Here is a 21,552-nt window from a genome sequence, read left to right on the forward strand (position 1 = left end):
TGGCTACGTTGCCAATCCGCTCTCGTCCGCCACTACGGGCGCAGCCTTGCACGCGGACGGGCGCTCAGGAGGTTGATGATCCGGTCGCATGCGCTCGTATTGGTAAACGTCGTGACTCCGGTAACACCCGCGGGCGTAATAAGTAAATCCCAACTTCTCTGCAAGCCTGGTCGAGGCCGTATTGCGAGGTTCGATCATGCACACACTGCGTGACGAAACCGCTTGTCGATCGAACCAGTCCAGCGCTGCTGTCATCGCTTCCAGGGCAAAGCCCTTGCCATGTGAACGCCCGGTGAACACCCATGCCGCTTCAGGCACGCCATCGAAGTGGTCGCCCAAGTCGCGCTGAAAATCGGCCAGGCCCACTTCGCCAATAAACTGATTCGTGGCCCGCTCGAATACCGCGAACATGCCAAAGCCCAGCAAGCTCCAATGACCTGCATAACGAAGCAGCCGATGCCAGGCGTCTTCACGCGAGGGAGGAGCGCCGCCAATGGACTGAAGTACGGCGGGATCACTGGCAAGCCGGAAAACCTGGTCGATATCTTGCAGCGTATGTCTGCGTAGATCACATGTCTCATGAGTGACGCGTGTCGACGTTTTTGTAACCATGCTTTTGCAGAATAACATTGGCATGGTCGCAAAACTGTGCCCTCGCGATGACATGCTTCCTGTCCTCGGATGGGCTGATGCAGCATCGACACAACCATTGTGTGAATTTCCGTATAAATTTCTTTACAGAAATGCAGCATATCGTTACAGTCGGGCACGTTCACGTCCATTCGTTCTTCCATGTCCACGCAGCAGTCTCCCGGCGCCATTGCGCGTTGGCGCGGTGAATTCACATCGGCCAGCATCGAAGCCGCGTTTCTGCGCGCCCAGGGTGACGTTATCCGGCATGAATTGACGCGGTCGCTCGCATTTTGCAGCGTCTTTTACCTGGGCTTCGCACTTGCCGACGTGGCGCACCTCGGCCTGAACAGCCAGACACTGATCCTGTTCGCGGTGCGCCTGGCAACCGCCGTGGTGGCCGTGACGGGTATCGTGCTGACCCGCCGCAGCGCCAATCCCGGGCAAACTGCCTATCGCTCGGCCACCGTCTTCACCAGTCTGGCGATGCTGGCGTTCTTGCTGGTCACGTATTCGCGTGGCGAACTGCTGCTTCATGGCATGTCGATGGCCATCATGCTGGTCATCGTCTACCTGTTCATTCCAAACCGCCTGGTCAACGCAGGTATCGTGGCGCTCGGCGCGAGCGCCGGTTTCCTGGGCCTGGTGCATGCCATCGGCACGGTCAGCCCGCGCCAGCTGGGGACCATGGCGATGCTGCTGCTGCTCGCGAACCTGTTCGGCGCCGCTGCCGCGCGCCGCGATGCCCGTGCGTCGCGCCGCCAGTACTGGACCGAGCAAACGCTGATCGACCAGTCGATCCGCGATCCGCTCACGGGGGCCTTCAACCGGCGCCACCTCAATGCCGGCCTGCTCGAGCGTGAAATCGAGCGCGCCCGTTGCGACCATGCCGCGCTGACGATCGTCGTGTGCGACCTGGACAATTTCAAGACCATCAACGATACCTACGGCCACCAGGCCGGGGACACGCTCCTGCAGGATTTCGCACGCTTGTTGCTGTCGATGATCCGCGACGACAAGGATACGGTCGTGCGCTACGGCGGCGAAGAATTCCTCCTGATCCTGCCCGACACCAACCTGGACGAGGGCCTTGCCCTTGCCGAACGCATGCGCGCACGTCTTGCCGAAACAAGCGGCCCCCATGCCGACGTCCGCAGCCATGCCACGGCGAGCTTCGGCGTGGTGAGCGCGCGCCTGTCCTCCTGCCTGCCGGGCATTGCCAGCCACGCCCTGATCGCGCGCGCGGACGAACTGATGTATGCCGCCAAACGCAGTGGCCGCAACCGGGTCCACGGTGCTCAATGGGAAGGCGCCGATGGGGTCCCGGCCGAGGCCGGGCAAGCCCCGTGCGCCAGTGGCACCCCGGTCCCGAACGCCTGCGCAGCTTGACCGCGCCATGACCGGCCGCGAACTACTCGCAGCCGGTACGGTACGGCTTATGGCTTCACGAACTTGAGCGTCATGCGGTCGCTCTCGCCGATCGCCTGGTATTTCTCGCGGTCCTGGTCGCGGTTGGCCAGGGTCGGCGGCAGCGCCCATACGCCACCCTTGTGGTCGGCCTTGTCCTTCGGATTGGCGTTGACGTCGGATTTCGCCGCCAGCTTGAAGCCGGCGCTTTCCGCCATCCTGATCACATAGGACTCGTGCACATACCCGCTCGAGGTCTTCGCATCCTGCGGCATGGCTTCCGGCAGGCGGTGTTCTTCGATGCCGAGCACGCCGCCCGGCTTCAGGCTGGCATAAGCAGCCTTGAATACCCCCTTCAGTTCGTCGTCACCGCCGGCGTCGATCCAGTTGTGCAGGTTGCGGAAGGTGAGCACCATGTCGACGCTGCCGGGGGCGGCGAAGTTGTAGGTCGACGGCGGCGCGAACACGCCCTGCACGACCTTGCCGAAGACCGCCGGATTGGCGTCCAGTTTCTGCTTGAAGGCCACGGTGCCACGCTTGGCCGGATCAAATGCTGGGCCTGCGGCGATCAGCTTGCCGTTGTCGCGCAGGTAGGGCGCCAGGATCTCGGTGTACCAGCCGCCACCGGGCGACAGCTCCACCACGGTCATGTTCGGCTTGATGCCGAAGAAGGCCAGGGTGTCGTAGGGATGGCGCCAGTTGTCGCGCGCCGCGTTGGCGCTGCTTCGGTGGCTGCCTGCGATCGCCGCGCGCAGCTGGGCATCGTCGGCCTTGTCGGCGGCCTGTGCCAGGCCGGCCACGCCGCTCGCCAGCAGGGCGGCCAGGATGAATCGTTTCATTATGTCTTCTCCAAGGTCGGTGGTAGCGGCCTCATGCCGTACCGCCCGGCAATCATCGGGCAGCGTCCCGCTTGTCGTCAAGTCAATATGCGGACGCTTCGCTGCGCCGGCCCGGGTCAAGCCCCGTCCCGGAACGGATTCCGGTCGTTCAACTCGTCGATGTAATCGTCGATCCCGCCCGCCTCCTGCTCGAGGAAGCGCTCGATCGCATCCGCAAACGCCGGATGCTTGAGCCAGTGCGCCGACCAGGTCCGCGTCGGCAGGAAGCCGCGCGCCATCTTGTGCTCGCCTTGGGCGCCGCCCTCGAACACCCCGATGCCTTGCTCGATGCAGAATTCCAGCGGCTGGTAGTACGCCGTCTCGAAATGCAGGCAGGGCACGTGTTCGAGCGCGCCCCAGTAGCGGCCGTACAAGGTGTTCTCGTCGTGCACCACCAGCGATGCGGCGATCGGCGTTCCTTCGCGCTCGGCAATCACCAGCAGCAGATTGTGCGGCATCTCGCGCCCGATGCGCCGGAAGAAATCCAGGTTCAGGTAAGGCTTCGAGTAATGTTCGGCATAGGTATGCCGGTAGCAGCGCGTGAAGAAGCGCCAGTCGTCGTCGGTGGCGTCGACGCCGCGCACCCGGCGCAGGGTCACGCCGGCTTCCCTGACCTTGCGCCGCTCGGCGCGTATATTCTTGCGTTTTTTTTGCTCCAGCGTCGCCAGGAAGGCGTCGAAATCCGCATAGCCTTGGTTCACCCAGTGGAACTGCACTCCGCTGCGCAACAGGAAGCCGGCTTCGCCCAGCTGGCGCGCATGTTCCTCGGGCGGAAACAGGATGTGGGTCGACGAGACCTCGGTCGACTGCTGCACATGGCGCAGCACCTCGATCAGGGCGGCGCGGGCGGTCTCGTCGCGCGCCAGCAAGCGCGGGCCCGTTACCGGCGTGAACGGGATCGCCGACAGCAGTTTCGGGTAGTACTCCAGGCCATTGCGCCCGTAGGCGTCGGCCCAGGCCCAGTCGAACACGTATTCGCCGTAGGAGTGGTATTTGACGTAAAGGGGCAGGGCGGCGGCCAGGTCTTCTCCATCGTACAGCGTGAGAAATTGCGGCTGCCAGCCGGCATCCGGCGCGGCGCTCCCGGACTCGTGCAGGGCGTGCAGGAAGGCATACGAGAGGAAGGGATTCGGTTTGTCCTGGCTGGACGCCAGCGCGTCCCACGCTGATTGGCCGATCTCGGACAGAGAAGAAACGATATGCGTGCGATAATTCAAGATGACTTCCATATCAAAGGAGTAACGGGTACTGCGCGGCGCCGCGCTGCCCGGCAAACAAATGGTGGTCGAAGCTCACCCAAGGAAAGATGCATGATGGATAAGCCATTCTTCAACCTCTATTCGCACGATTTCGCCCGTGTCGCTGTCGCCAGCCCGCGCTGCAAGGTCGCCGACCCGGCGTTCAACGCCCAGCAGACGATCGCGCTGGCGCGCCAGGCGGCCGGGCAGGGCGCGGTCCTGGTCGCCTTCCCGGAACTGGGACTGTCCGCCTACACCTGCGACGACCTGTTCCACCAGCGCGCGCTGCTCGACGCCTGCCTGGCCGCGCTCGCCGACGTGGTCGCGGCGTCGAGCGAACTGCCGCTGGCCATGATCGTCGGCGTGCCGCTGCGCCTCAACCATACGCTGTTCAATTGCGCGGTGGTCGTGGCCGGCGGACGCATCCTGGGCGTGGTGCCGAAGAGCTATTTGCCCAATTATGGCGAATTTTACGAAATGCGGCAGTTCAGTCCCGCGGACAACACCGCCGTGACGCGGATCGGCCTGCTGGGACAGGACGTGCCCTTCGGTCCGGACCAACTGTTCGAGGTCGAAGGGTTGCCTTTGTTCCGCTTCCACGTCGAGATCTGCGAAGACGTCTGGGTGCCGGTGCCGCCATCCTCGTTCGCGGCGCTGGCCGGGGCCACGGTGCTGGTCAACCTGTCGGCCTCGAACATCGTGGTGGGCAAGAGTGGCTACCGCCACCAACTGGTCGGCCAGCAGTCGGCACGCTGCGTGGCGGCTTACCTGTACACCTCGGCCGGCCTGGGCGAATCGACCACCGACATGGGCTGGGACGGCCAGTCGCTAATCTATGAAAAAGGCGACATGCTGGCCGAGTCGCAGCGTTTCCTGCAGGATTCGCACATCATCTTCGCCGACGTCGACCTCGAGCGGCTGGCGCAGGACCGCATGCACGCGACCACCTTCGCGCAATCGGTGCGCCGCCACGCCGACGAAGTCGCCAGGTTCCGCATCCAGCGCTTCCCGCTGGCGCTGCCGCTGGACCGCGACCTGCCGCTGCAGCGCCTGGTCGAGCGCTTCCCCTACGTGCCGGCATCGAGCGCGCGGCGCGACGAGCGCTGCACCGAGGTCTACAACATCCAGGTACAGGCACTGCTGCAGCGGCTGCAATCCTCGGGCCACGAGAAGGTCGTGATCGGCATTTCCGGCGGCCTCGATTCGACCCACGCGCTGCTGGTCTGCGCCAAGGCGATGGACCGTCTCGGCCTGCCGCGCACCAACATCCTGGCGTACACCATGCCCGGCTTCGCCACCAGCGAACGCACGCTGCGCCAGGCGCGCGACCTGATGGCGGCGGTCGGCTGCACCGCGCGCGAAATCGACATCCGCCCGAGCTGCATCCAGATGCTGAAGGACCTCGGCCACCCGTACGCCGAGGGCAAGGAAGAATACGACGTCACCTTCGAGAACGTGCAGGCGGGCGAGCGCACCAGCCACCTGTTCCGCCTCGCCAACCACAACCACGCGATCGTGATCGGCACCGGTGATTTGTCCGAGCTGGCGCTGGGCTGGTGCACCTACGGTGTGGGCGACCACATGTCGCACTACAACGTGAATGCCAGCGTGCCCAAGACCCTGATCTCGCATCTGGTGCGCTGGGTGGCGGATACCAAGCAGATCGGCGACACCGGTTCCGACGTGCTGATCCAGGTGCTGGAAACCGAGATCAGCCCGGAACTGGTGCCCGCCAAGACCGGTACCGGCAAAGAGGCCGGCGACACGGCGGCCGGCAAACCGGCCCAGGTCACCGAGAACTTCATCGGTCCCTACGAACTGCAGGATTTCAACCTGTACTACATCCTGCGCTACGGCTTCGCGCCGACCAAGGTGGCCTTCCTGGCCTGGTCGGCTTGGCGCGACCGCGACCTCGGCCCGTGGCCGGAAGGCGGCAATCCGGCGCGTAACCAGTACGACCTGGCGGCGATCAAGAAAAACCTCGGCATCTTCCTGTGGCGCTTCTTCAAGACCAGCCAGTTCAAGCGCTCGTGCGTGCCGAACGGACCGAAGGTCGGCAATGGCGGCTCGCTGTCGCCGCGCGGCGACTGGCGCGCCCCCAGCGATTCCGAGGCCACCGTGTGGATGGAGCAGCTGGCCCGGATTCCGGATAACTGAGCCCGGCCGATGATCGAAGGCGCCGCCGTGCGCCCAACAAGAAAACCTGAAAGGAGCTTTACATGAAACAAATTACCTGCGTGATCAAGCCATTCAAGCTGGACGAAGTACGCGAGGCGCTGGCCGATGTCAACGTCACCGGCCTGACCGTGACCGAGGTGAAGGGCTTTGGCCGCCAGAAGGGCCATACCGAGCTGTATCGCGGCGCCGAGTACGTGGTCGATTTCCTGCCGAAGGTGAAGATCGAGGTGGTGGTCGACGATGCGATGACCGAGCAGGTTGTCGACGCCATCATCAAGGCGGCGCGCACCGGCAAGATCGGCGACGGCAAGATCTTCGTGCAGGACGTGGAACAGGTGATCCGCATCCGCACCGGCGAGACCGGGCCGGACGCGGTCTGACCATTCCGCTAAATTCGGGGTCAGAGCACAATTTGCGGACGATTCGGGACGATTCGGGGTCAGAGCGCTTTTAAGGGCAATGGCACGTGTTTATTTTGACGCGTGTTCCGTTGCGATCACGTCGTCATCCCGGCCGATCCTGCGCCAGTAGTGTTATCTGTCAATTTCCCAAAAAAGGCTCTGACCCCGAATTCCGGCAAAATTCTGCTCTGACCCCGAATTGGGGTTCAGCGGCCGAGGGTCAAATCGAATTTCCACGCCAGCAGCCGCGACAGCACGATGAACAGCGCGCTCGACCACAGCGCGATGTCCTTGTCCACGCCATAGATGCCCATGATCAGGAAGATCCAGTTGCCGACAAAGGCGCACAGGGCATAGGGTTTGCCGTCGCGGAAGACCATCGGCACTTCGTTGCAGACGATGTCGCGCAGGACGCCGCCGAAGATGCCGGTGATGACGCCCATCATCGACGCGATGAACAGCGGCATGCCGGCATCCAGCGCCGACGACACGCCGGCCACCGAAAACAAGCCAAGGCCGAAGGCGTCGGCGATCACGATCAGGCGTTCCGACACCATGTGGCGCATGGTGCGGATCAGCGGCGAGGCCACCAGTGCCAGCACGAAGATCAGGATCGCGTATTCCTGGTGGATGACCCAGAACAGGGGCCGCTTGTCGAGCAGGATGTCGCGCAGGGTGCCGCCCCCGAAAGCGGCGATGAAGGCGACCGTGAAGACCCCGACCAGGTCCATCCGCTTGCGGCGCGCTTCGATGAAGCCGGAAAAGGCGCCCACCAGGATCGCCATGATTTCAATGAATTTGAGTAGATGCATGCGGCAGCCGGGCTTGTGGCGCTATTGCTAGACTAGTTGCTAGACTAACATGCCGGGCCCGGCTGCGTAAGTATGCGCGGTGCTTACGACCTCAAGGCTGCGCAGCCTGGCGCGGCGCCAGCGGCAGCTTTACGGTGAAGATGACGCGGCCGTTCTCGTGGTGGTAGACGATTTCGCCCTGGTGTTCGCGCACGATCTGCTGGGCGATGTACAGGCCCAGGCCCATGCCGGTGCGGTTGCGCGGGTTGTTCAACGAGCTGCGCTTGTACGGATTGAACAGCGTGGCCTCGGCCTCCGGTGGGATCGGGGCGCCGGCATTCGACACGCACACTTCCGCCATGCCGTCCTGCACCGTCAGGCGGATCTTGATCGGCTGGTTCGGTTCGCCATGGTGGCGCGCGTTGCTGAGCAGGTTGGACACCACCTGGCCCAGGCGCGCATCGTCGCCCTGCACGAAGGCCGGGCCGATCGTGTGCAGGTCGTAGACGATGGTCGGGTAGGCCAGGCGCGCCTCCTCGACCATGTCCTCGACCAGCGGTGCCATGTCGACCGGCGCCAACGCTACGCCCAGACTGAGACCGCGGTCGATCCGGCTCATGTCCAGCACCTGGCTGATCATGCGCTGCATGCGGTTGCTGGACGACTGGATGCGCCGTCCCAGCGTGCCTTTGTTGTTGGCGCCGCCGGTCTTTTCCAGCACCATGCCGGCCATGTTAATGGAGTGCAGCGGATCGCGCAGGTCGTGCCCCAGCATCGCCAGCAACTGCGCACGGGTGGTTTCGGTCTGCGCGCGGCGCGCGTTCGATACCCGCATCAGTTCGCCCAGCGTCAGGCGCGCATGGGTCAGGATGACGTCTTCCCACGGATGGGCGCAACCGCGCACCGTCTCGTGCCAGGCGTCGAAGGAGCCGCGCGGGGTCAGGCGCGCGCCCATCGGGCCGACCTGTTCGCTCTTTTCGGGCCTGCCGCCCCAGGCGACGTTTTCCACCTGCTCGGTGCGCAGCAGCAGGCACCAGCCGCTGCTGGGCGGATCGAAGGGCAGGCCGAGCAGGCCGACCCACTTCCCGAGCGCCGCGCGGTCCTGTTCGGGCCAGTCGTGCACGCCCTTGCGCAGCAGCAGGTCGTGGGCGTCCGCCGGCAGCGAAGCGACGATGCGTTCGCCAGCGTCCTGGTCGATGCCGAGGCAGACCACGCGTTCGAACTGGCACACCACCATGGCCTGCGACTGGCTCGAGGCCATCAGTCCCTCGCCGTGCTTGACCAGCGCTTCGAGCGGGTCTTCCTCGAGCAGCAGCGATTCGACCAGGCTGGTGCGCACCTTGGCGTTGCGCTCGACCAGGGCGGCCTGGTCGTTCGATTCGATGCTCTGCACGGTCGAGCCGATCACTTGCGCCAGCACGTCGGCCGCCATGCGGATCGAGTAGGGCACGCGCTTCGGGCTCATGTGGTGGCAGGCGATCAGGCCCCACAGGCGGCCATTGATCACGATGGAGACGCTCATCGAGGCCGCCACACCCATGTTCTGCAGGTATTCGACGTGGATCGGCGACACGCTGCGCAGCACGCTATAGCTCATGTCGAGCGCCGGCGCGCCGGGTGCGCCCAGCAGGGGGACGGCGTCGTAGGTCATGTCGGCGATCATGCGCAGGGTGTTCAGCACATACAGGCGGCGCGCCTGCGGCGGGATGTCGCCGGCCGGGTAGCGCTGGCCGAGATACGCCACCAGTTCGTCCTGGCGCGCTTCGGCGACGACATTGCCGCTGTCGTCGCCGCGGAAGCGGTATGCCATCACGCGGTCGAAGCCGGTGAATTCACGCACCTGGCGCACGGCGGTACGCAAGAGGCCGTCGATGCTCTTCTGGCGGCGCAGGCGCTCGATCGAGCCGTGCGCCTTGATCGCGAACAGCGCCACCGCGTCGGTGGATTCCTCGCGCGCTTCGAATTCGACGATCACCCGGCCCTTGTGCGCATGCACCACGCAATCGTATTCGGACGCGCCGATGACGACCGCGGCCACCAGCGGCGCGGCACCGCCTTCGTGCATGGTGTCGAAGGTCTCGTGGACCAGTTCGGCCACCGAGGCCGGCAAGCCGAGCTGTTCGTAGTTGCGGCCGAGGGTCAGCGTCAGGCCGAGGCGCGTGTCGGCGTGTGCGCTCCAGCCTTCGACGGCGCCGTCGCTGTCGAGGAAGAACAGGGCACCGTGGGGCTGGATCGATCCGGGCAGGTGGATGGGTTCGTCCGCGCAGTTGAGCAAGTCGACACGCTGCGGAATCGCCATCGGTTCAGGCGTACTGGACATCACTCTCGACTCATTCCTTTACGTGTTGGCTACTCGGGTTTCTTGGAGAGCATCTTACAAGCTTTCATGCTCAAATTGCGCATATTACGCATATTTTGACACAAGGAAATGTCAATGTGGATTGTGGCGAATCCGTATTGAGCAGACTCAGGAACAAAGCTTGTAAATTAGTGCAACAGGGTCAGCGTTCGCGCTCGTCGAGCGCCGGCCGCAGCAGTACGATGAGGGCGCCGTTGCCGCCGTCGGCGCGGTTGGCCACGCAGAAGGCGACCGTCTCGCCGGTCTGCACCAGCCAGCTGTGGACCATGCCGCGCAGCACCGGTTCGCCGCCGGCCGAGCCGTAGCCGACACCGTGGATGATGCGCACGCAGCGTATCCCGTTTTTGTTGCTTCTACGCAAAAATGCATCGACCACGCGCCGCGCCAGGTCGCGCGTCAAGCCGTGCAAGTCGATTTCGTCCTCGACCGGCCAGTGACGCTTGCGTAGCTTTTTCACGACATCTGGACCGACGCCGGGCGCTGCCCAGCTGAGGGTCGGCTCTTCGTCGAGTAGGCCGTCAACGTCGAACTGGTCGGACAGCATCGATTCCGCCAGGATCGCCTGGACTTCGTCGTCGGTCGGCGGCCGGCGCGCCGCGGCCTGGCGCCGCAGCTCGGCTTCATGGGCCGGACGCCAGACGTAGCGGTCGGACTCTGGCATCGGGTTGACGTCCTTGACCGCCGTGCGGAACTCGACTGCATTTTCGCGTTCGGCCCGCTCGCGCTTCTCTCGCTCGGCTTTTTCGATGGCGCGCAGGCGTTCTTCGACCTTCAGACGGTCGCGGAAGGATTTGAGGTCGCCGAAGTCTTTCATGCCTGCCATCGAAAATTGTAAGAGTTACTCGAGTGCTTCCAGGTAGCGCTGGGCGTCCAGTGCGGCCATGCAGCCCGAACCCGACGACGTGATCGCCTGGCGGTACACATGGTCCTGCACGTCGCCGGCCGCGAACACGCCGGCCACGCTGGTGGCGGTCGCCATGCCCTCGGTGCCGCTGCGCGTCTTGATGTAGCCGTTGTGCATGTCCAGCTGGCCATCGAAGATCGCGGTGTTCGGCTTGTGGCCGATCGCCACGAACAGGCCGTGCACCTTGAGTTCCTTGATGGCGCCGTCGCCGGTGGCTTTCAGGCGCAGGCCGGTCACGCCGCTGGCGTCGCCGGTGACTTCGTCCAGGGTCTGGTTCAGTTCCAGCACGATCTTGCCTTCTTCAACCTTGTGCATCAGGCGATCGATCAGGATCGGTTCGGCGCGGAACTTGTCGCGGCGGTGGATCACGGTCACCTTGGTGGCGATGTTGGCCAGGTACAGCGCTTCCTCGACCGCGGTGTTGCCGCCGCCGATCACCGCCACTTCCTGGTTGCGGTAGAAGAAACCGTCGCAGGTGGCGCATGCGGACACGCCCTTGCCCATGAATTCCTGTTCGCTCGGCAGGCCGAGGTACTGGGCCGACGCGCCGGTGGCGATGATCAGGGCGTCGCAGGTGAACTCGTGCGAATCGCCGACCAGGCGAATCGGTTTTTCGTTCAGGTAAGTGGTATGGATATGATCGAAAACAATCTCGGTATTGAAACGCTCGGCATGCTGCAGCAGGCGCGCCATCAGTTCCGGGCCCTGCACGCCCAGCGGGTCGCCCGGCCAGTTCTCGACATCGGTGGTGGTCATCAGCTGGCCGCCTTGCTCGACGCCGGTCACGAGCATCGGATTGAGGTTGGCGCGTGCAGCGTAAACGGCGGCGCTGTAGCCGGCGGGGCCAGAACCGAGGATCAGGACTTTGGCGTGTTTGCGAGTGGTCATGTTGAACGTCTTATCAGGTGATGATGGGCGGCAAGTGGGGGCGCCGGTCATCGGAATCAAGGGGAATCGGACCGGAGATTATATTCGATGATGCAAACAAGCATGAATCGTGGGGCCTTCCCGGCCATATATGGCTTAGAATGAACATCTTTCGCTGTATCGGCTTCATTCAGTAGCATCTCGTATGAGCAAGAATAGTACTTCGACCGGTTCGACCTATACCCACAAGCCCCGGGCACCCCGGCAGCCGCTGCCGAACCGGCTCGTGCGCCTGCTCTCCGAGGCGCGCTGGCTGGCCACGGCCGTCGCCTTGTTGTATTTCGTCCTCATCCTGCTCAGTTATAACAAAGCCGATCCAGGCTGGTCGCACGAAAACGCGGTAGCCCACGTCGCCAACCTCGGCGGCCGCGCCGGCGCCTGGCTGGCGGACCTGCTGCTGTTCATCTTCGGCTTTTCGGCCTGGTGGCTGTGCGTCTGTTTCACGCGCGCCGTGTATAAAGGCTACCGCCGCCTGCACAGCCGCTTCGTGGTCGAGCAGCCGCTCCCCGAGCCCGAGCACCAGGGCGAGACCGTGATCCGCTGGGTCGGCTTCGCCCTGATGTTCGCCGGCAGCGTAGGACTCGAGTACCTGCGCATGTGGTCGCTCAAGGTCGAATTGCCGCGCGCGGCCGGCGGCGTGCTGGGCCAGCTGATCGGCCACGCCGCCCATACCGCCTTCGGCTTCACCGGGGCCACCCTGTTGCTGCTGCTGTTGTTCGGCCTCGGCTTTTCCTGGTATTTCCAGGTGTCCTGGCTGGCGACGGCCGAACGCATCGGCGAATCGGTCGAGCGTGGCTGGGACTGGTTCCGCCTGCGCTACGAAGACCGCGAAGACCGTGCGCTGGGCGAAGTCGCGGCGCACCGGCGCGACGAGGCGGTGGTGCACGAGCGTGCCAAGTTCGTCGAAAAGCACGGCAATGCGCCGGTGCTGAAGCACGAGCCCGCTGTCGGCCGCCATGTCGACACCCGTACGCCCGACGACGTGCTCGACGAGGAGCGCTTCGAAGAGCCGGCTGCGCAGCCGGGCTTCCTGGCCAAGGCCATGGCCAAGGTCAAGGCGAAGACGAAAACCGAGCCGGCCGCCGGCGAGGGCAGGGTGGAGCCGCATAGCGAGCCGCGCCAGGAGCCGCAGATTTCGCTGGCCAAGGCGCCGGCCGAACCGGCGCTCGACGACGAGCCTTTCCAGCAGCCGGCGCCGGCGCGGGCAGCCCCGGCCGCGCGTGCCGCTGCTGCCGCGCCGCAGCCGGCGGCTGCCGCACCGGCACCGTCCGCGATCAAGATCGAGCCGCAAATGGTCAGCGTGCCGCGTTCGGACCGCGCCGAAAAGGAACGCCAGACCGCGCTGTTCGAAGTCTCGGGCGATTCCACGCTGCCGCCGCTGGGCCTGCTGGATGAAGCGCCGCCGGCCCAGGAATCGGTCGCCATCGAGACCCTGGAATTCACCAGCCGCCTGATCGAGAAGAAGCTGTCCGACTTCGGCGTCGAAGCCAAGGTCGTGGCCGCCTACCCGGGTCCGGTCGTGACCCGTTACGAAATCGAGCCGGCCACCGGCGTCAAGGGCAGCCAGATCGTCAACCTGGCGCGCGACCTGGCGCGCTCGCTGTCGCTGACCTCGATCCGCGTGGTCGAGACCATCCCCGGCAAGAACTACATGGCGCTGGAACTGCCGAACCCGAAACGCCAGATCGTGCGCCTGACGGAAATCGTCGGCTCCAAGGTGTACGCCGACAGCGCCTCGGCGCTGACCGTGGCGCTGGGCAAGGACATCGCCGGCAAGCCGGTGGTGGCCGACCTGGCCAAGATGCCGCACCTGCTGGTCGCGGGTACCACCGGTTCCGGCAAGTCGGTGGGCATCAACGCCACCATCCTGTCGCTGCTGTACAAGGCCGACCCGGCCGACGTGCGCCTGATCCTGATCGACCCGAAGATGCTGGAAATGTCGGTGTACGAGGGCATTCCGCACTTGCTGGCGCCGGTCGTCACCGACATGCGCCAGGCCGGCCACGCGCTGAACTGGGCCGTCAACGAGATGGAGCGCCGGTACAAGTTGATGTCTAAATTGGGCGTGCGTAACCTGGCCGGCTACAACGGCAAGATCCTGGATGCGGCCAAGCGCGAGGAACACATCCCGAACCCGTTCTCGATCGTGCCGGACAATCCCGAGCCGCTGGAAAAGCTGCCGACCATCGTCATCATCATCGACGAGCTGGCCGACCTGATGATGGTGGTCGGCAAGAAGGTCGAGGAGCTGATCGCCCGTATCGCACAGAAGGCTCGTGCCGCCGGCATCCACCTGATTCTGGCGACCCAGCGTCCGTCGGTCGACGTGATCACCGGCCTGATCAAGGCCAACATCCCGACCCGTATCGCGTTCCAGGTGTCGTCCAAGATCGACTCGCGCACGATTCTCGACCAGATGGGCGCCGAGACGCTGCTCGGCATGGGCGACATGCTGTACATGCCGCCGGGTACCGGCTTGCCGGTGCGCGTGCACGGCGCCTTCGTGTCGGATGACGAAGTGCATCGAGTTGTAAAACATCTGCAATCGACCGGCGAACCGAATTACATTGAAGGCATCCTCGAAGGGGGCGTGGCGGAAGAAGGCGGCGCCGGCGAGGGCCCGGCGGCCGGCGAGGGCGGCGGCGAATCCGATGCGATGTACGACCAGGCGGTGCAGGTGGTGCTCAAGAACCGCCGTGCCTCGATCTCGCTGGTGCAGCGCCACCTGCGCATCGGCTACAACCGCGCCGCCCGCCTGCTCGAGCAGATGGAGCAGAGCGGGGTGGTGTCGCCGATGCAGTCGAACGGCAACCGCGACATTCTCGTGCCGGCGACCAGCGCCGAGTAAAACCGGCAACGTTAATGTTGCGCGTAGGGTGGACCGCTCCGCCGTTCGCGCGTTCAGTCAGTGCAAGCGCCGTATGAAAGCGTGGACGGGAGACCCGTCCACCCTACCGCCACCACCTCAGCCAAACCCCTTCGGCCAACAAAAACAGGAACACAACAATGACGCTGAAAACGACTCTTGCCACCCTGATCGCAACCGCCACCCTGGCCATCGGCACCCAGGCTTCCGCCGCCGCACTGGACCAGTTCAAATCCTTTGTCGCCGGCACCAAGTCCGCCCGCGGCGACTTCACCCAGACCCAGCTCCGCAAGACCACCGCCGGCAAGGCCGCGCCGCCCTCGACCGGTACCTTCGTGTTCGCCCGCCCCGGCAAGTTCATCTGGACCTACCAGAAGCCCTTCGAACAGGTGCTGCAGGCCGACGGCGACACCCTGTACCTGTACGACAAGGACCTCAACCAGGTGACCACCCGCAAGCTGGGCAACGCGCTGGGCAGCTCGCCGGCTGCGATCCTGTTCGGCAGCAACGACCTGGAAAAGAACTTCACGCTGGCCGAAGCCGGCACCCGCGACGGCCTCGAGTGGCTGAGCGCCACCCCGAAAACCAAGGACACCACCTTCGAGCAGATCGGCATCGGCCTGAAAGACGGCGTGCCCCAGGCGATGGAGCTGAAGGACAACTTCGGCCAGACCACGCTGCTGAAGTTCACCAGTTTCCAGCGCAACCCGTCGCTGGGCGCGCAAACCTTCAAGTTCGAGGTACCGAAGGGCGCCGAAGTCTCGCACCAGTAAGCCTGCGCTAACGGGGTATCGTCCTCATCCATTACACTTGCGTTTTCGTTATCCGGCCACACATACGCAAGATGGATAAGCACAACACTGACGACCTGTTCCGGACCGAACCCGCGGCGCCTCTGGCCGAAGCGCTGCGCCCGAAAACCATCGGCGAGGTGATCGGCCAGAGCCACCTGCTGGGCGAGGGCAAGCCGCTCAACCTGGTCTTCAAATCGGGGCGGCCGCACTCGATGATCCTGTGGGGGCCGCCGGGCGTGGGCAAGACCACGCTGGCGCGCCTGACGGCCAACGCCTTCGATTGCGAATTCATCGCGCTGTCGGCGGTGCTGTCCGGCGTCAAGGACATCCGTGCCTCCATTGAGCAGGCCGAGCAGTACCTGGCGCGCGGCAAGCACACCATCCTGTTCATCGACGAGATCCACCGCTTCAACAAATCGCAGCAGGATGCCTTGCTGCCCTTCGTGGAGAGCGGCCTGGTCACGCTGATCGGCGCCACCACTGAAAACCCTTCGTTCGAAGTCAATTCGGCACTGCTGTCGCGCTCCCAGGTCTACGTGCTCAAGGCGCTGGACGACGACGAGATGCGCCAGCTGCTGGCGCGCGCGCAGGAGCGGGTGCTGGGCCACCTGCAATTCGACGAGGTGGCGGTGCAGACCCTGGTCGGCTACGCCGACGGCGATGCGCGGCGTTTCCTCAACCTGCTGGAGCAGACCAAGACCTCGGCGGAAACGTCCGGCATCACCCGCATCACCGGCGAATTCGTCGAGAACGCGCTGACCCTGAACGCGCGCCGCTTCGACAAGGGCGGCGACAATTTCTACGACCAGATCTCGGCCCTGCACAAGTCGGTGCGCGGCTCGCACCCGGACGCCGCGCTCTACTGGCTGTGCCGCATGCTGGATGGCGGCGCCGACGCCAAATACCTGTCGCGCCGCATCGTGCGCATGGCCTGGGAAGACATCGGCCTGGCCGACCCGCGCGCGATCCAGATCGCCAACGACGCCGCGACCACCTACGAACGCCTGGGGTCGCCCGAAGGCGAACTGGCGCTGGGCCAGGCCGTGATCTACCTGGCGATCGCGGCCAAGAGCAACGCCGGCTACAACGCCTTCAATGCCGCGATGGCCTTTGTGCGCAAGGACAAGTCGCGCGAGGTGCCGGTGCACCTGCGCAATGCGCCGACCAAGTTGATGAAGGAACTCGGCTACGGCCATGCCTACCGCTATGCCCACGACGAGCCGCATGCGTACGCGGCCGGCGAAACCTACCTGCCGGACGGGATGCCGGAGCCGCGCTGGTACCAGCCGGTGCCGCGCGGGATCGAGGGCAAGGTGGCCGACAAGCTGGCCTTCCTGCGCCAGCTGGATGCGGACGCCGGCGAAGACTGATCCGCGCCGTTGATATAAAAAAAGCCCCGCGAAGGTCCGGCCGTCGCGGGGCTTTTACTTTTTACGCCCTATCGACCAGCGCGTGCTTGGATTCAGAAGCTTTCGTAGGCACCGATATCGAAGGCGCCGCCTTTCGGACGCGCCACGCCGAGGATGTCGGTAGCGGGGGCGCCGCTGGCGATACCCTTGTTCACGGCTGGCGAGCCGCTCTGCAGGCGGTAGTCGCCGGTACCGGTCGGGTTGTAGCTGACGAACTTCGGATCGGCGCTGATGGTGCCGGTCGCGCTGCCTTTCAGCATGCCGACGTTGGTCTTGCTGCCGTAGACCAGGTTATTCGACACCACGTTACCGGTACCGATGCAGGTCGCACCCGAGTAGCAGTACTGCTGGATGCCGCCGCGCGGGTTGTTGTACACGATGTTGTTCAGTACCTTGACGTTGTTCAGCAGGACACCGCCCGGCGAGTCGCCCACGCCGATCACGATGCCGCCGCCCATGCCGGCCGAGCCGTTGGCGAAGACCGTGTTGTTGGCGATGGTAGTGCCGCTGGCGGCGTGCCACAGGTGGATACCGAAGGACGAGACGCGGTAGACGACGTTGTTCATGATCTTGCCGCCGGTGTTCGACGAGTACAGGCCTTGCACGCCGTTGCAGCTGCCCGGGGTACCGATGTCGTGCACGACGTTGCCGATCATGTCGCCGTTGGTGCTGCCGTAGGTGGCATTGACCACGCCCGCACCGCCATCGCCGGTGCACCCGCCCGACAGGGTCAGGTTGTGGATGTGGTTGTTGGCAACCAGCGTGTTCGACGCGTAGTTCAGGATGCCGAGGCGGCCCGGACCGCGGATGTCGAAGCCGCTGATGTCGACGTAGTTACCGTTGTTGGTCCACATGGCTTCGGAACCGGTGCCGACGATCTTGGCGCCCCACTTGGTGTCGGACACGAAGCTGATGCGGGCAGTTGCGGTGCCGCTGGTCTTGGTGCTGACGTTGCCGTTGTAAGTGCCGGCGGCGACGTGGACGGTGGTGCCGGCCTTGGCGACAGAGGCAGCCTTGTTGATGGTCTTGAACGGCGCGGCCTGGGTACCGGTGTTCGAATCCGAACCGGTGGTTGCCACGTACAGATGGTAGGTGCTGGTGGTGGCGTTCGGGGTCGCGCTGGTGAGGGTGGCCAGCAGTTTGGTGCCACCGTCGGCCTGGGCAGCGCCGGCTGCGGCGCTGTCGGCCTGGATCTGGGCCGGGGCCGCCGACACGGCGGATGCGGCTTGCACTTCTTTTTCGTAACCGTCGACATTGAAGCTGGCGGCGCTCAGCGGTGCGGCAGCGGCTGCGGTCGCAGCGGCGTCGACCAGGACGGCACCCTTGTCGGCATTGGCGACGGCAAGCTTGGCCGCGGTCTGGGCAGCGGCGCTGCTGCCGGCGTCGGTACCGCCGCAGGCGGCGAGCAGGACGGCTGCGCTGCAGGCGACGAGGGTGTTGGTACGGTGGGCGAAGAGAGAAGCGATTGCGTGTTTCATCTAGGGAAGTTCCTTGAATCAAGAAGTCATTGATACTGCTTTTGAGCCCAGGAAACTTCCTAAGTTCAATCTTTTCGTAAAAAAATTTTCCGTATGAATGAAATTGCAAGGTCTGATTTCGAATATGAAATGGAACACCGCATATTGTTCAGTTCATTGGCGGACGCCGCCGCGTGAGCCGCCTTTGCCTGCTATCCAAGGTGCCTGGCCAAATAAAGAAGCCCTGCCACGGCATCACCGTGGCAGGGCTTGTAGTCGGCGTCCGGCAGCAGGTGCCGGACGTCGTGTGCCGAGCTTGCGCTAGCGGGCGATCAGAAGCTCTCGTAGGCGCCGAGGTCGAAGGCGCCGCCTTTCGGACGGGCCACGCCGAGGATGTCGACCGCCGGGGCGCCGCTGGCGGTACCCTTGTTCACGGCCGGGGAGCCGCTTTGCAGGCGGTAGTCGCCGGTGCCGGTCGGGTTGTAGCTGACGAACTTCGGATCGGCGCTGATGGTGCCGGTCGCGCTGCCCTTGAGCATGCCGACGTTGGTGGTGCTGCCGTAGACCAGGTTGTTCGACACCACGTTACCGGTACCGATGCAGGTCGCACCCGAGTAGCAATACTGCTGGATGCCGCCGCGCGGGTTGTTGTACACGATGTTGTTGATCACCTTGACGTTGTTCAGCAGGACACCGCCCGGCGAGTCGCCCACGCCGATCACGATGCCGCCGCCCATGCCGGCCGAGCCGTTGGCGAAGACCGTGTTGTTGGCGATGGTGGTGCCGCTGGCGGCGTGCCACAGGTGGATACCGAAGGACGAGACGCGGTAGACGACGTTGTTGGCGATGGTGCCGCCGGTGTTCGACGAGTACAGGCCTTGCACGCCGTTGCAGCCGCCCGGCTTGCCGATGTCGTGCACGACGTTGCCGATCATGTCGCCGTTGGTGCTGCCGTAGGTGGCATTGACCACGCCTGCACCGCCGTCGCCGGTACAGCCGCCCGACAGGGTCAGGTTGTGGATGTGGTTGTTGGCAACCAGCGTGTTCGACGCGTAGTTCAGGATGCCGAGGCGGCCTGGACCGGTGATGTCGAAACCGTTGATTTCGACATAGTTGCCGTTGTTGGTCCACATGGCTTCGGAACCGGTGCCGACGATCTTGGCGCCCCACTTGGTGTCGGACACGAAGCGGATCTTGCCCGATGCGCTGCCGCTGGTCTTGGTGCTGACGTTGCCGTTATAGGTGCCGGCGGCGACGTGGACGGTGGTGCTGGCCTTGGCAACCGAGGCGGCCTTGGTGATGGTCTTGAACGGCGCAGCCTTGGTACCGCTGTTCGAGTCCGAACCCGTAGTCGAGACGTACAGGTGATAGGCCGACGGATCGGCTGCCGGCGCCGGTGTGGCCGCCTGCAGGTTCTTGTACTCCGCGCTGTTCAGGAATTCGTTCTTGACGCCGTCGATCGGGAGGCCGGCGTTTACTTGCTGGACCCAGAACTGCAGGCCGCCGCTGTCCGGCTCGCGATTGAGCAAGGTGCGGTACAGGTCGGTGACCTGGGTGGTGGCGTCGGTGCCGGTGGTGGCCGACGAGATCGTCGCCAGCAGGCGGGTGGTTTGCGGTGCGGTGGCAGTGGCCGAGGCATGCTCGAAAGCGCCGGTACCTGCGCTTTCTTCCGTCAACGCCGCGGTCTGGCCGGCGGCGGCAACAGTTGCTTCGGATACGTTCGCGCTCTGGACACCGTGCGACAGGGTCGCGGTGTCGGTCTTGCTGCCGCTGGTATCAGCACCACAAGCGGTCAGGAGGACGGCGGCGCTGCAGCAGAGCAGTGCGCTGGCGTGAACATTCGAAGCAAAAGTGACGATTCGTTTCATTGGGAAAATCCTTCTCAAAAAATTGAAATACGGAAGCTTTGAGCGGTGGAAACTTCCTAAGTTCAATCTTTTTGAAAAAGAATTTTCCCTGGGATATAACTTACCTAATAAGGTTTTCCTAAATGGAATTTATATTGGGGAACATATATCGATAAATCACGATGCATCCGCCGTAATTAAATGCGAACGGACAAGCTATTGATTCCAAAAGATTTTCTTTTGGAAAATAGAATTGTTTGAACGATATGGGAAGGCAAGAAAGCGGAACGCGAGCGCACATCATGCGCATGGCTTGCGTGCGGCGTGATGAAAGGCAGGTATGGAATGGATCAGTGTTTCGAATCGGTGCCGAGATCGATTGCGGCCCCGTAGCCAAGCGCAGGCGAATTCCGTTTCAAAAGATAATTGCCACTGCCATCGGGCCGGAAGTCGATAAAGTGCGGATCGTCGGCAATGGTGCCGGTGGCCTTTCCGACACGCATCTGGATGCCTAGGCCGTTGCCATACACCACATTGTCGGCCACCACGTTCCCGGCACCGATGCAGGCTTCGTCGGGATTGCAGTACTGCTGGATCGACGCGCGCGGGTTCCAGGCGACGATATTGTTGGCGATGCGGGTTCCGGTCAGCCTCATGCCGCCGGGACTGTCGCCGGTACCGACCACGATGCCGCCGCCGATCCTGTCCGAACCGTTGGCGAACACGGTGTTATTGGTAATAACGACCTGGTCGGCGGCATGCCATAGATGGATGCCCCAGGCCGCGGCGCGGTAAACAATATTGTTCTCGATGCGGCCGTGCAGGTTCGAGTAATAGATACCGTGCACGCCCTGGCAGGCACCTGGGACGCCGATGTCGTGCACCACGTTGCCGACGATCTCGCCATGCGAACCCTTGTAGTTGGCGTTCACGATGCCGCCGCCGCCATCCCCGGTGCAGCCGCCCGAGACCTGCAGGTCGTGCACGTGGTTGTCGCGCATGCGTACCCACGATCCATAATTCAGCAGCCCGATGCGCCCGCTGCCGCTGAGATCGAAGCCGGCAATCTCGACGTGGCGGCCGTGGTTGATCCAGACCGCCTCGGTGCCGTTGCCGATGATGCGCGCACCCCATCTGACTGTGGAGAGGTAGCGGACACGCGCGCCGGGACGCCCGCTGGCGGTGGTCTTGACGTTTTCCGGATAGACCCCCGGCGCGACCTGTACCGTGGTGCCGGCCGCGCCTCCGGCAGCCCGTGCCGCCGCTGCACCCAGTGTGCGCAGCGGCGCGCGCCGCGTACCCGGATTGGCGTCGTCGCCGCCGGGCGCCACCCACAGCGTGCGCCCGCTGCCGGCGGCGGCCGCGGCAGTGCCGCCAGGCGCCTGGCAGGCACACGGCATACACAGCATGAGCAGGCAGGGCAGGGCGCGCACGGCGGTCCTCCGGGCGATTGTCTCTATTGAAGT

General features: G+C 64.2%; 16 protein-coding genes. 6 read left to right on the top strand and 10 right to left on the bottom strand.

The annotated features are described in order from the left end of the window. Nucleotides 1-3: 3 nt before the first annotated feature. Nucleotides 4-612 (bottom strand): GNAT family N-acetyltransferase, encoded by a 609-nt coding sequence (locus tag U1H99_RS23545; RefSeq protein WP_323144141.1) that lies wholly within the window; start codon nt 610-612, stop codon nt 4-6. Between the two features lie 180 nt (nt 613-792). Here U1H99_RS23545 and U1H99_RS23550 point away from each other — a divergent pair, with 180 nt between their 5' ends. After that, a complete protein-coding gene (locus U1H99_RS23550; protein ID WP_323144142.1) occupies nt 793-2,019 on the top strand; it encodes a GGDEF domain-containing protein in 1,227 nt (408 codons plus the stop codon). Nucleotides 2,020-2,066: 47 nt separating this feature from the next. Here the strand turns inward: U1H99_RS23550 and U1H99_RS23555 are convergent, their stop codons facing one another. Both U1H99_RS23555 and U1H99_RS23560 read right to left on the bottom strand, forming a co-directional pair. Beyond that, entirely contained in the window at nt 2,067-2,876 is an 810-nt protein-coding gene (locus tag U1H99_RS23555; RefSeq protein WP_323144143.1) for a class I SAM-dependent methyltransferase, read from the bottom strand. A 116-nt stretch (nt 2,877-2,992) separates the two neighbouring features. Further along, nucleotides 2,993-4,144, bottom strand: a complete 1,152-nt coding sequence (locus U1H99_RS23560; protein ID WP_323144144.1) for a GNAT family N-acetyltransferase — start codon at nt 4,142-4,144, stop codon at nt 2,993-2,995. A gap of 84 nt (nt 4,145-4,228) precedes the next feature. On the opposite strand from U1H99_RS23560, the gene U1H99_RS23565 reads away from it, so the two are divergent. Together U1H99_RS23565 and U1H99_RS23570 are read left to right on the top strand one after the other, a co-directional pair. After that, entirely contained in the window at nt 4,229-6,310 is a 2,082-nt protein-coding gene (locus U1H99_RS23565; protein ID WP_323144390.1) for an NAD(+) synthase, read from the top strand. Nucleotides 6,311-6,372: 62 nt separating this feature from the next. Beyond that, nucleotides 6,373-6,711, top strand: a complete 339-nt coding sequence (locus tag U1H99_RS23570) for a P-II family nitrogen regulator (protein WP_141828877.1) — start codon at nt 6,373-6,375, stop codon at nt 6,709-6,711. 227 nt (nt 6,712-6,938) lie between these two features. Here the strand turns inward: U1H99_RS23570 and U1H99_RS23575 are convergent, their stop codons facing one another. From U1H99_RS23575 to trxB, 4 genes are all read right to left on the bottom strand, one after another. Continuing rightward, the gene (locus U1H99_RS23575; protein ID WP_323144145.1) at nt 6,939-7,544 is read right to left on the bottom strand and encodes a trimeric intracellular cation channel family protein; all 606 of its coding nucleotides are present in this window, start codon (nt 7,542-7,544) and stop codon (nt 6,939-6,941) included. A gap of 91 nt (nt 7,545-7,635) precedes the next feature. Further along, nucleotides 7,636-9,843, bottom strand: a complete 2,208-nt coding sequence (locus tag U1H99_RS23580) for an ATP-binding protein (RefSeq protein WP_323144146.1) — start codon at nt 9,841-9,843, stop codon at nt 7,636-7,638. A gap of 181 nt (nt 9,844-10,024) precedes the next feature. Further along, nucleotides 10,025-10,696 (bottom strand): Smr/MutS family protein, encoded by a 672-nt coding sequence (locus U1H99_RS23585; protein ID WP_323144147.1) that lies wholly within the window; start codon nt 10,694-10,696, stop codon nt 10,025-10,027. A 24-nt stretch (nt 10,697-10,720) separates the two neighbouring features. After that, nucleotides 10,721-11,674: a thioredoxin-disulfide reductase gene (gene trxB / locus U1H99_RS23590; protein WP_323144148.1), complete on the bottom strand. Its 954-nt coding sequence runs from the start codon at nt 11,672-11,674 to the stop codon at nt 10,721-10,723. A gap of 184 nt (nt 11,675-11,858) precedes the next feature. Here trxB and U1H99_RS23595 point away from each other — a divergent pair, with 184 nt between their 5' ends. The 3 genes from U1H99_RS23595 (at nt 11,859) to U1H99_RS23605 (ending at nt 16,743) form a co-directional block, all read left to right on the top strand. Continuing rightward, nucleotides 11,859-14,561: a DNA translocase FtsK gene (locus U1H99_RS23595; protein WP_323144149.1), complete on the top strand. Its 2,703-nt coding sequence runs from the start codon at nt 11,859-11,861 to the stop codon at nt 14,559-14,561. 158 nt (nt 14,562-14,719) lie between these two features. Beyond that, nucleotides 14,720-15,352, top strand: a complete 633-nt coding sequence (gene lolA / locus U1H99_RS23600; protein WP_323144150.1) for an outer membrane lipoprotein chaperone LolA — start codon at nt 14,720-14,722, stop codon at nt 15,350-15,352. 71 nt (nt 15,353-15,423) lie between these two features. Further along, nucleotides 15,424-16,743, top strand: a complete 1,320-nt coding sequence (locus tag U1H99_RS23605) for a replication-associated recombination protein A (protein WP_323144151.1) — start codon at nt 15,424-15,426, stop codon at nt 16,741-16,743. Between the two features lie 92 nt (nt 16,744-16,835). Here the strand turns inward: U1H99_RS23605 and U1H99_RS23610 are convergent, their stop codons facing one another. The 3 genes from U1H99_RS23610 to U1H99_RS23620 all read right to left on the bottom strand — a co-directional run bounded on the left by U1H99_RS23610 (nt 16,836) and on the right by U1H99_RS23620 (nt 21,519). After that, the gene (locus U1H99_RS23610; protein WP_323144152.1) at nt 16,836-18,260 is read right to left on the bottom strand and encodes a choice-of-anchor Q domain-containing protein; all 1,425 of its coding nucleotides are present in this window, start codon (nt 18,258-18,260) and stop codon (nt 16,836-16,838) included. 311 nt (nt 18,261-18,571) lie between these two features. Then, entirely contained in the window at nt 18,572-20,107 is a 1,536-nt protein-coding gene (locus tag U1H99_RS23615; RefSeq protein ID WP_323144153.1) for a choice-of-anchor Q domain-containing protein, read from the bottom strand. 329 nt (nt 20,108-20,436) lie between these two features. Further along, nucleotides 20,437-21,519 (bottom strand): right-handed parallel beta-helix repeat-containing protein, encoded by a 1,083-nt coding sequence (locus U1H99_RS23620; RefSeq protein WP_323144154.1) that lies wholly within the window; start codon nt 21,517-21,519, stop codon nt 20,437-20,439. Between the last annotated feature and the right edge of the window lie 33 nt (nt 21,520-21,552).

Source organism: Massilia phyllosphaerae (assembly GCF_034659755.1).
Classification (GTDB): Bacteria; Pseudomonadota; Gammaproteobacteria; order Burkholderiales; family Burkholderiaceae_D; genus Telluria; species Telluria phyllosphaerae.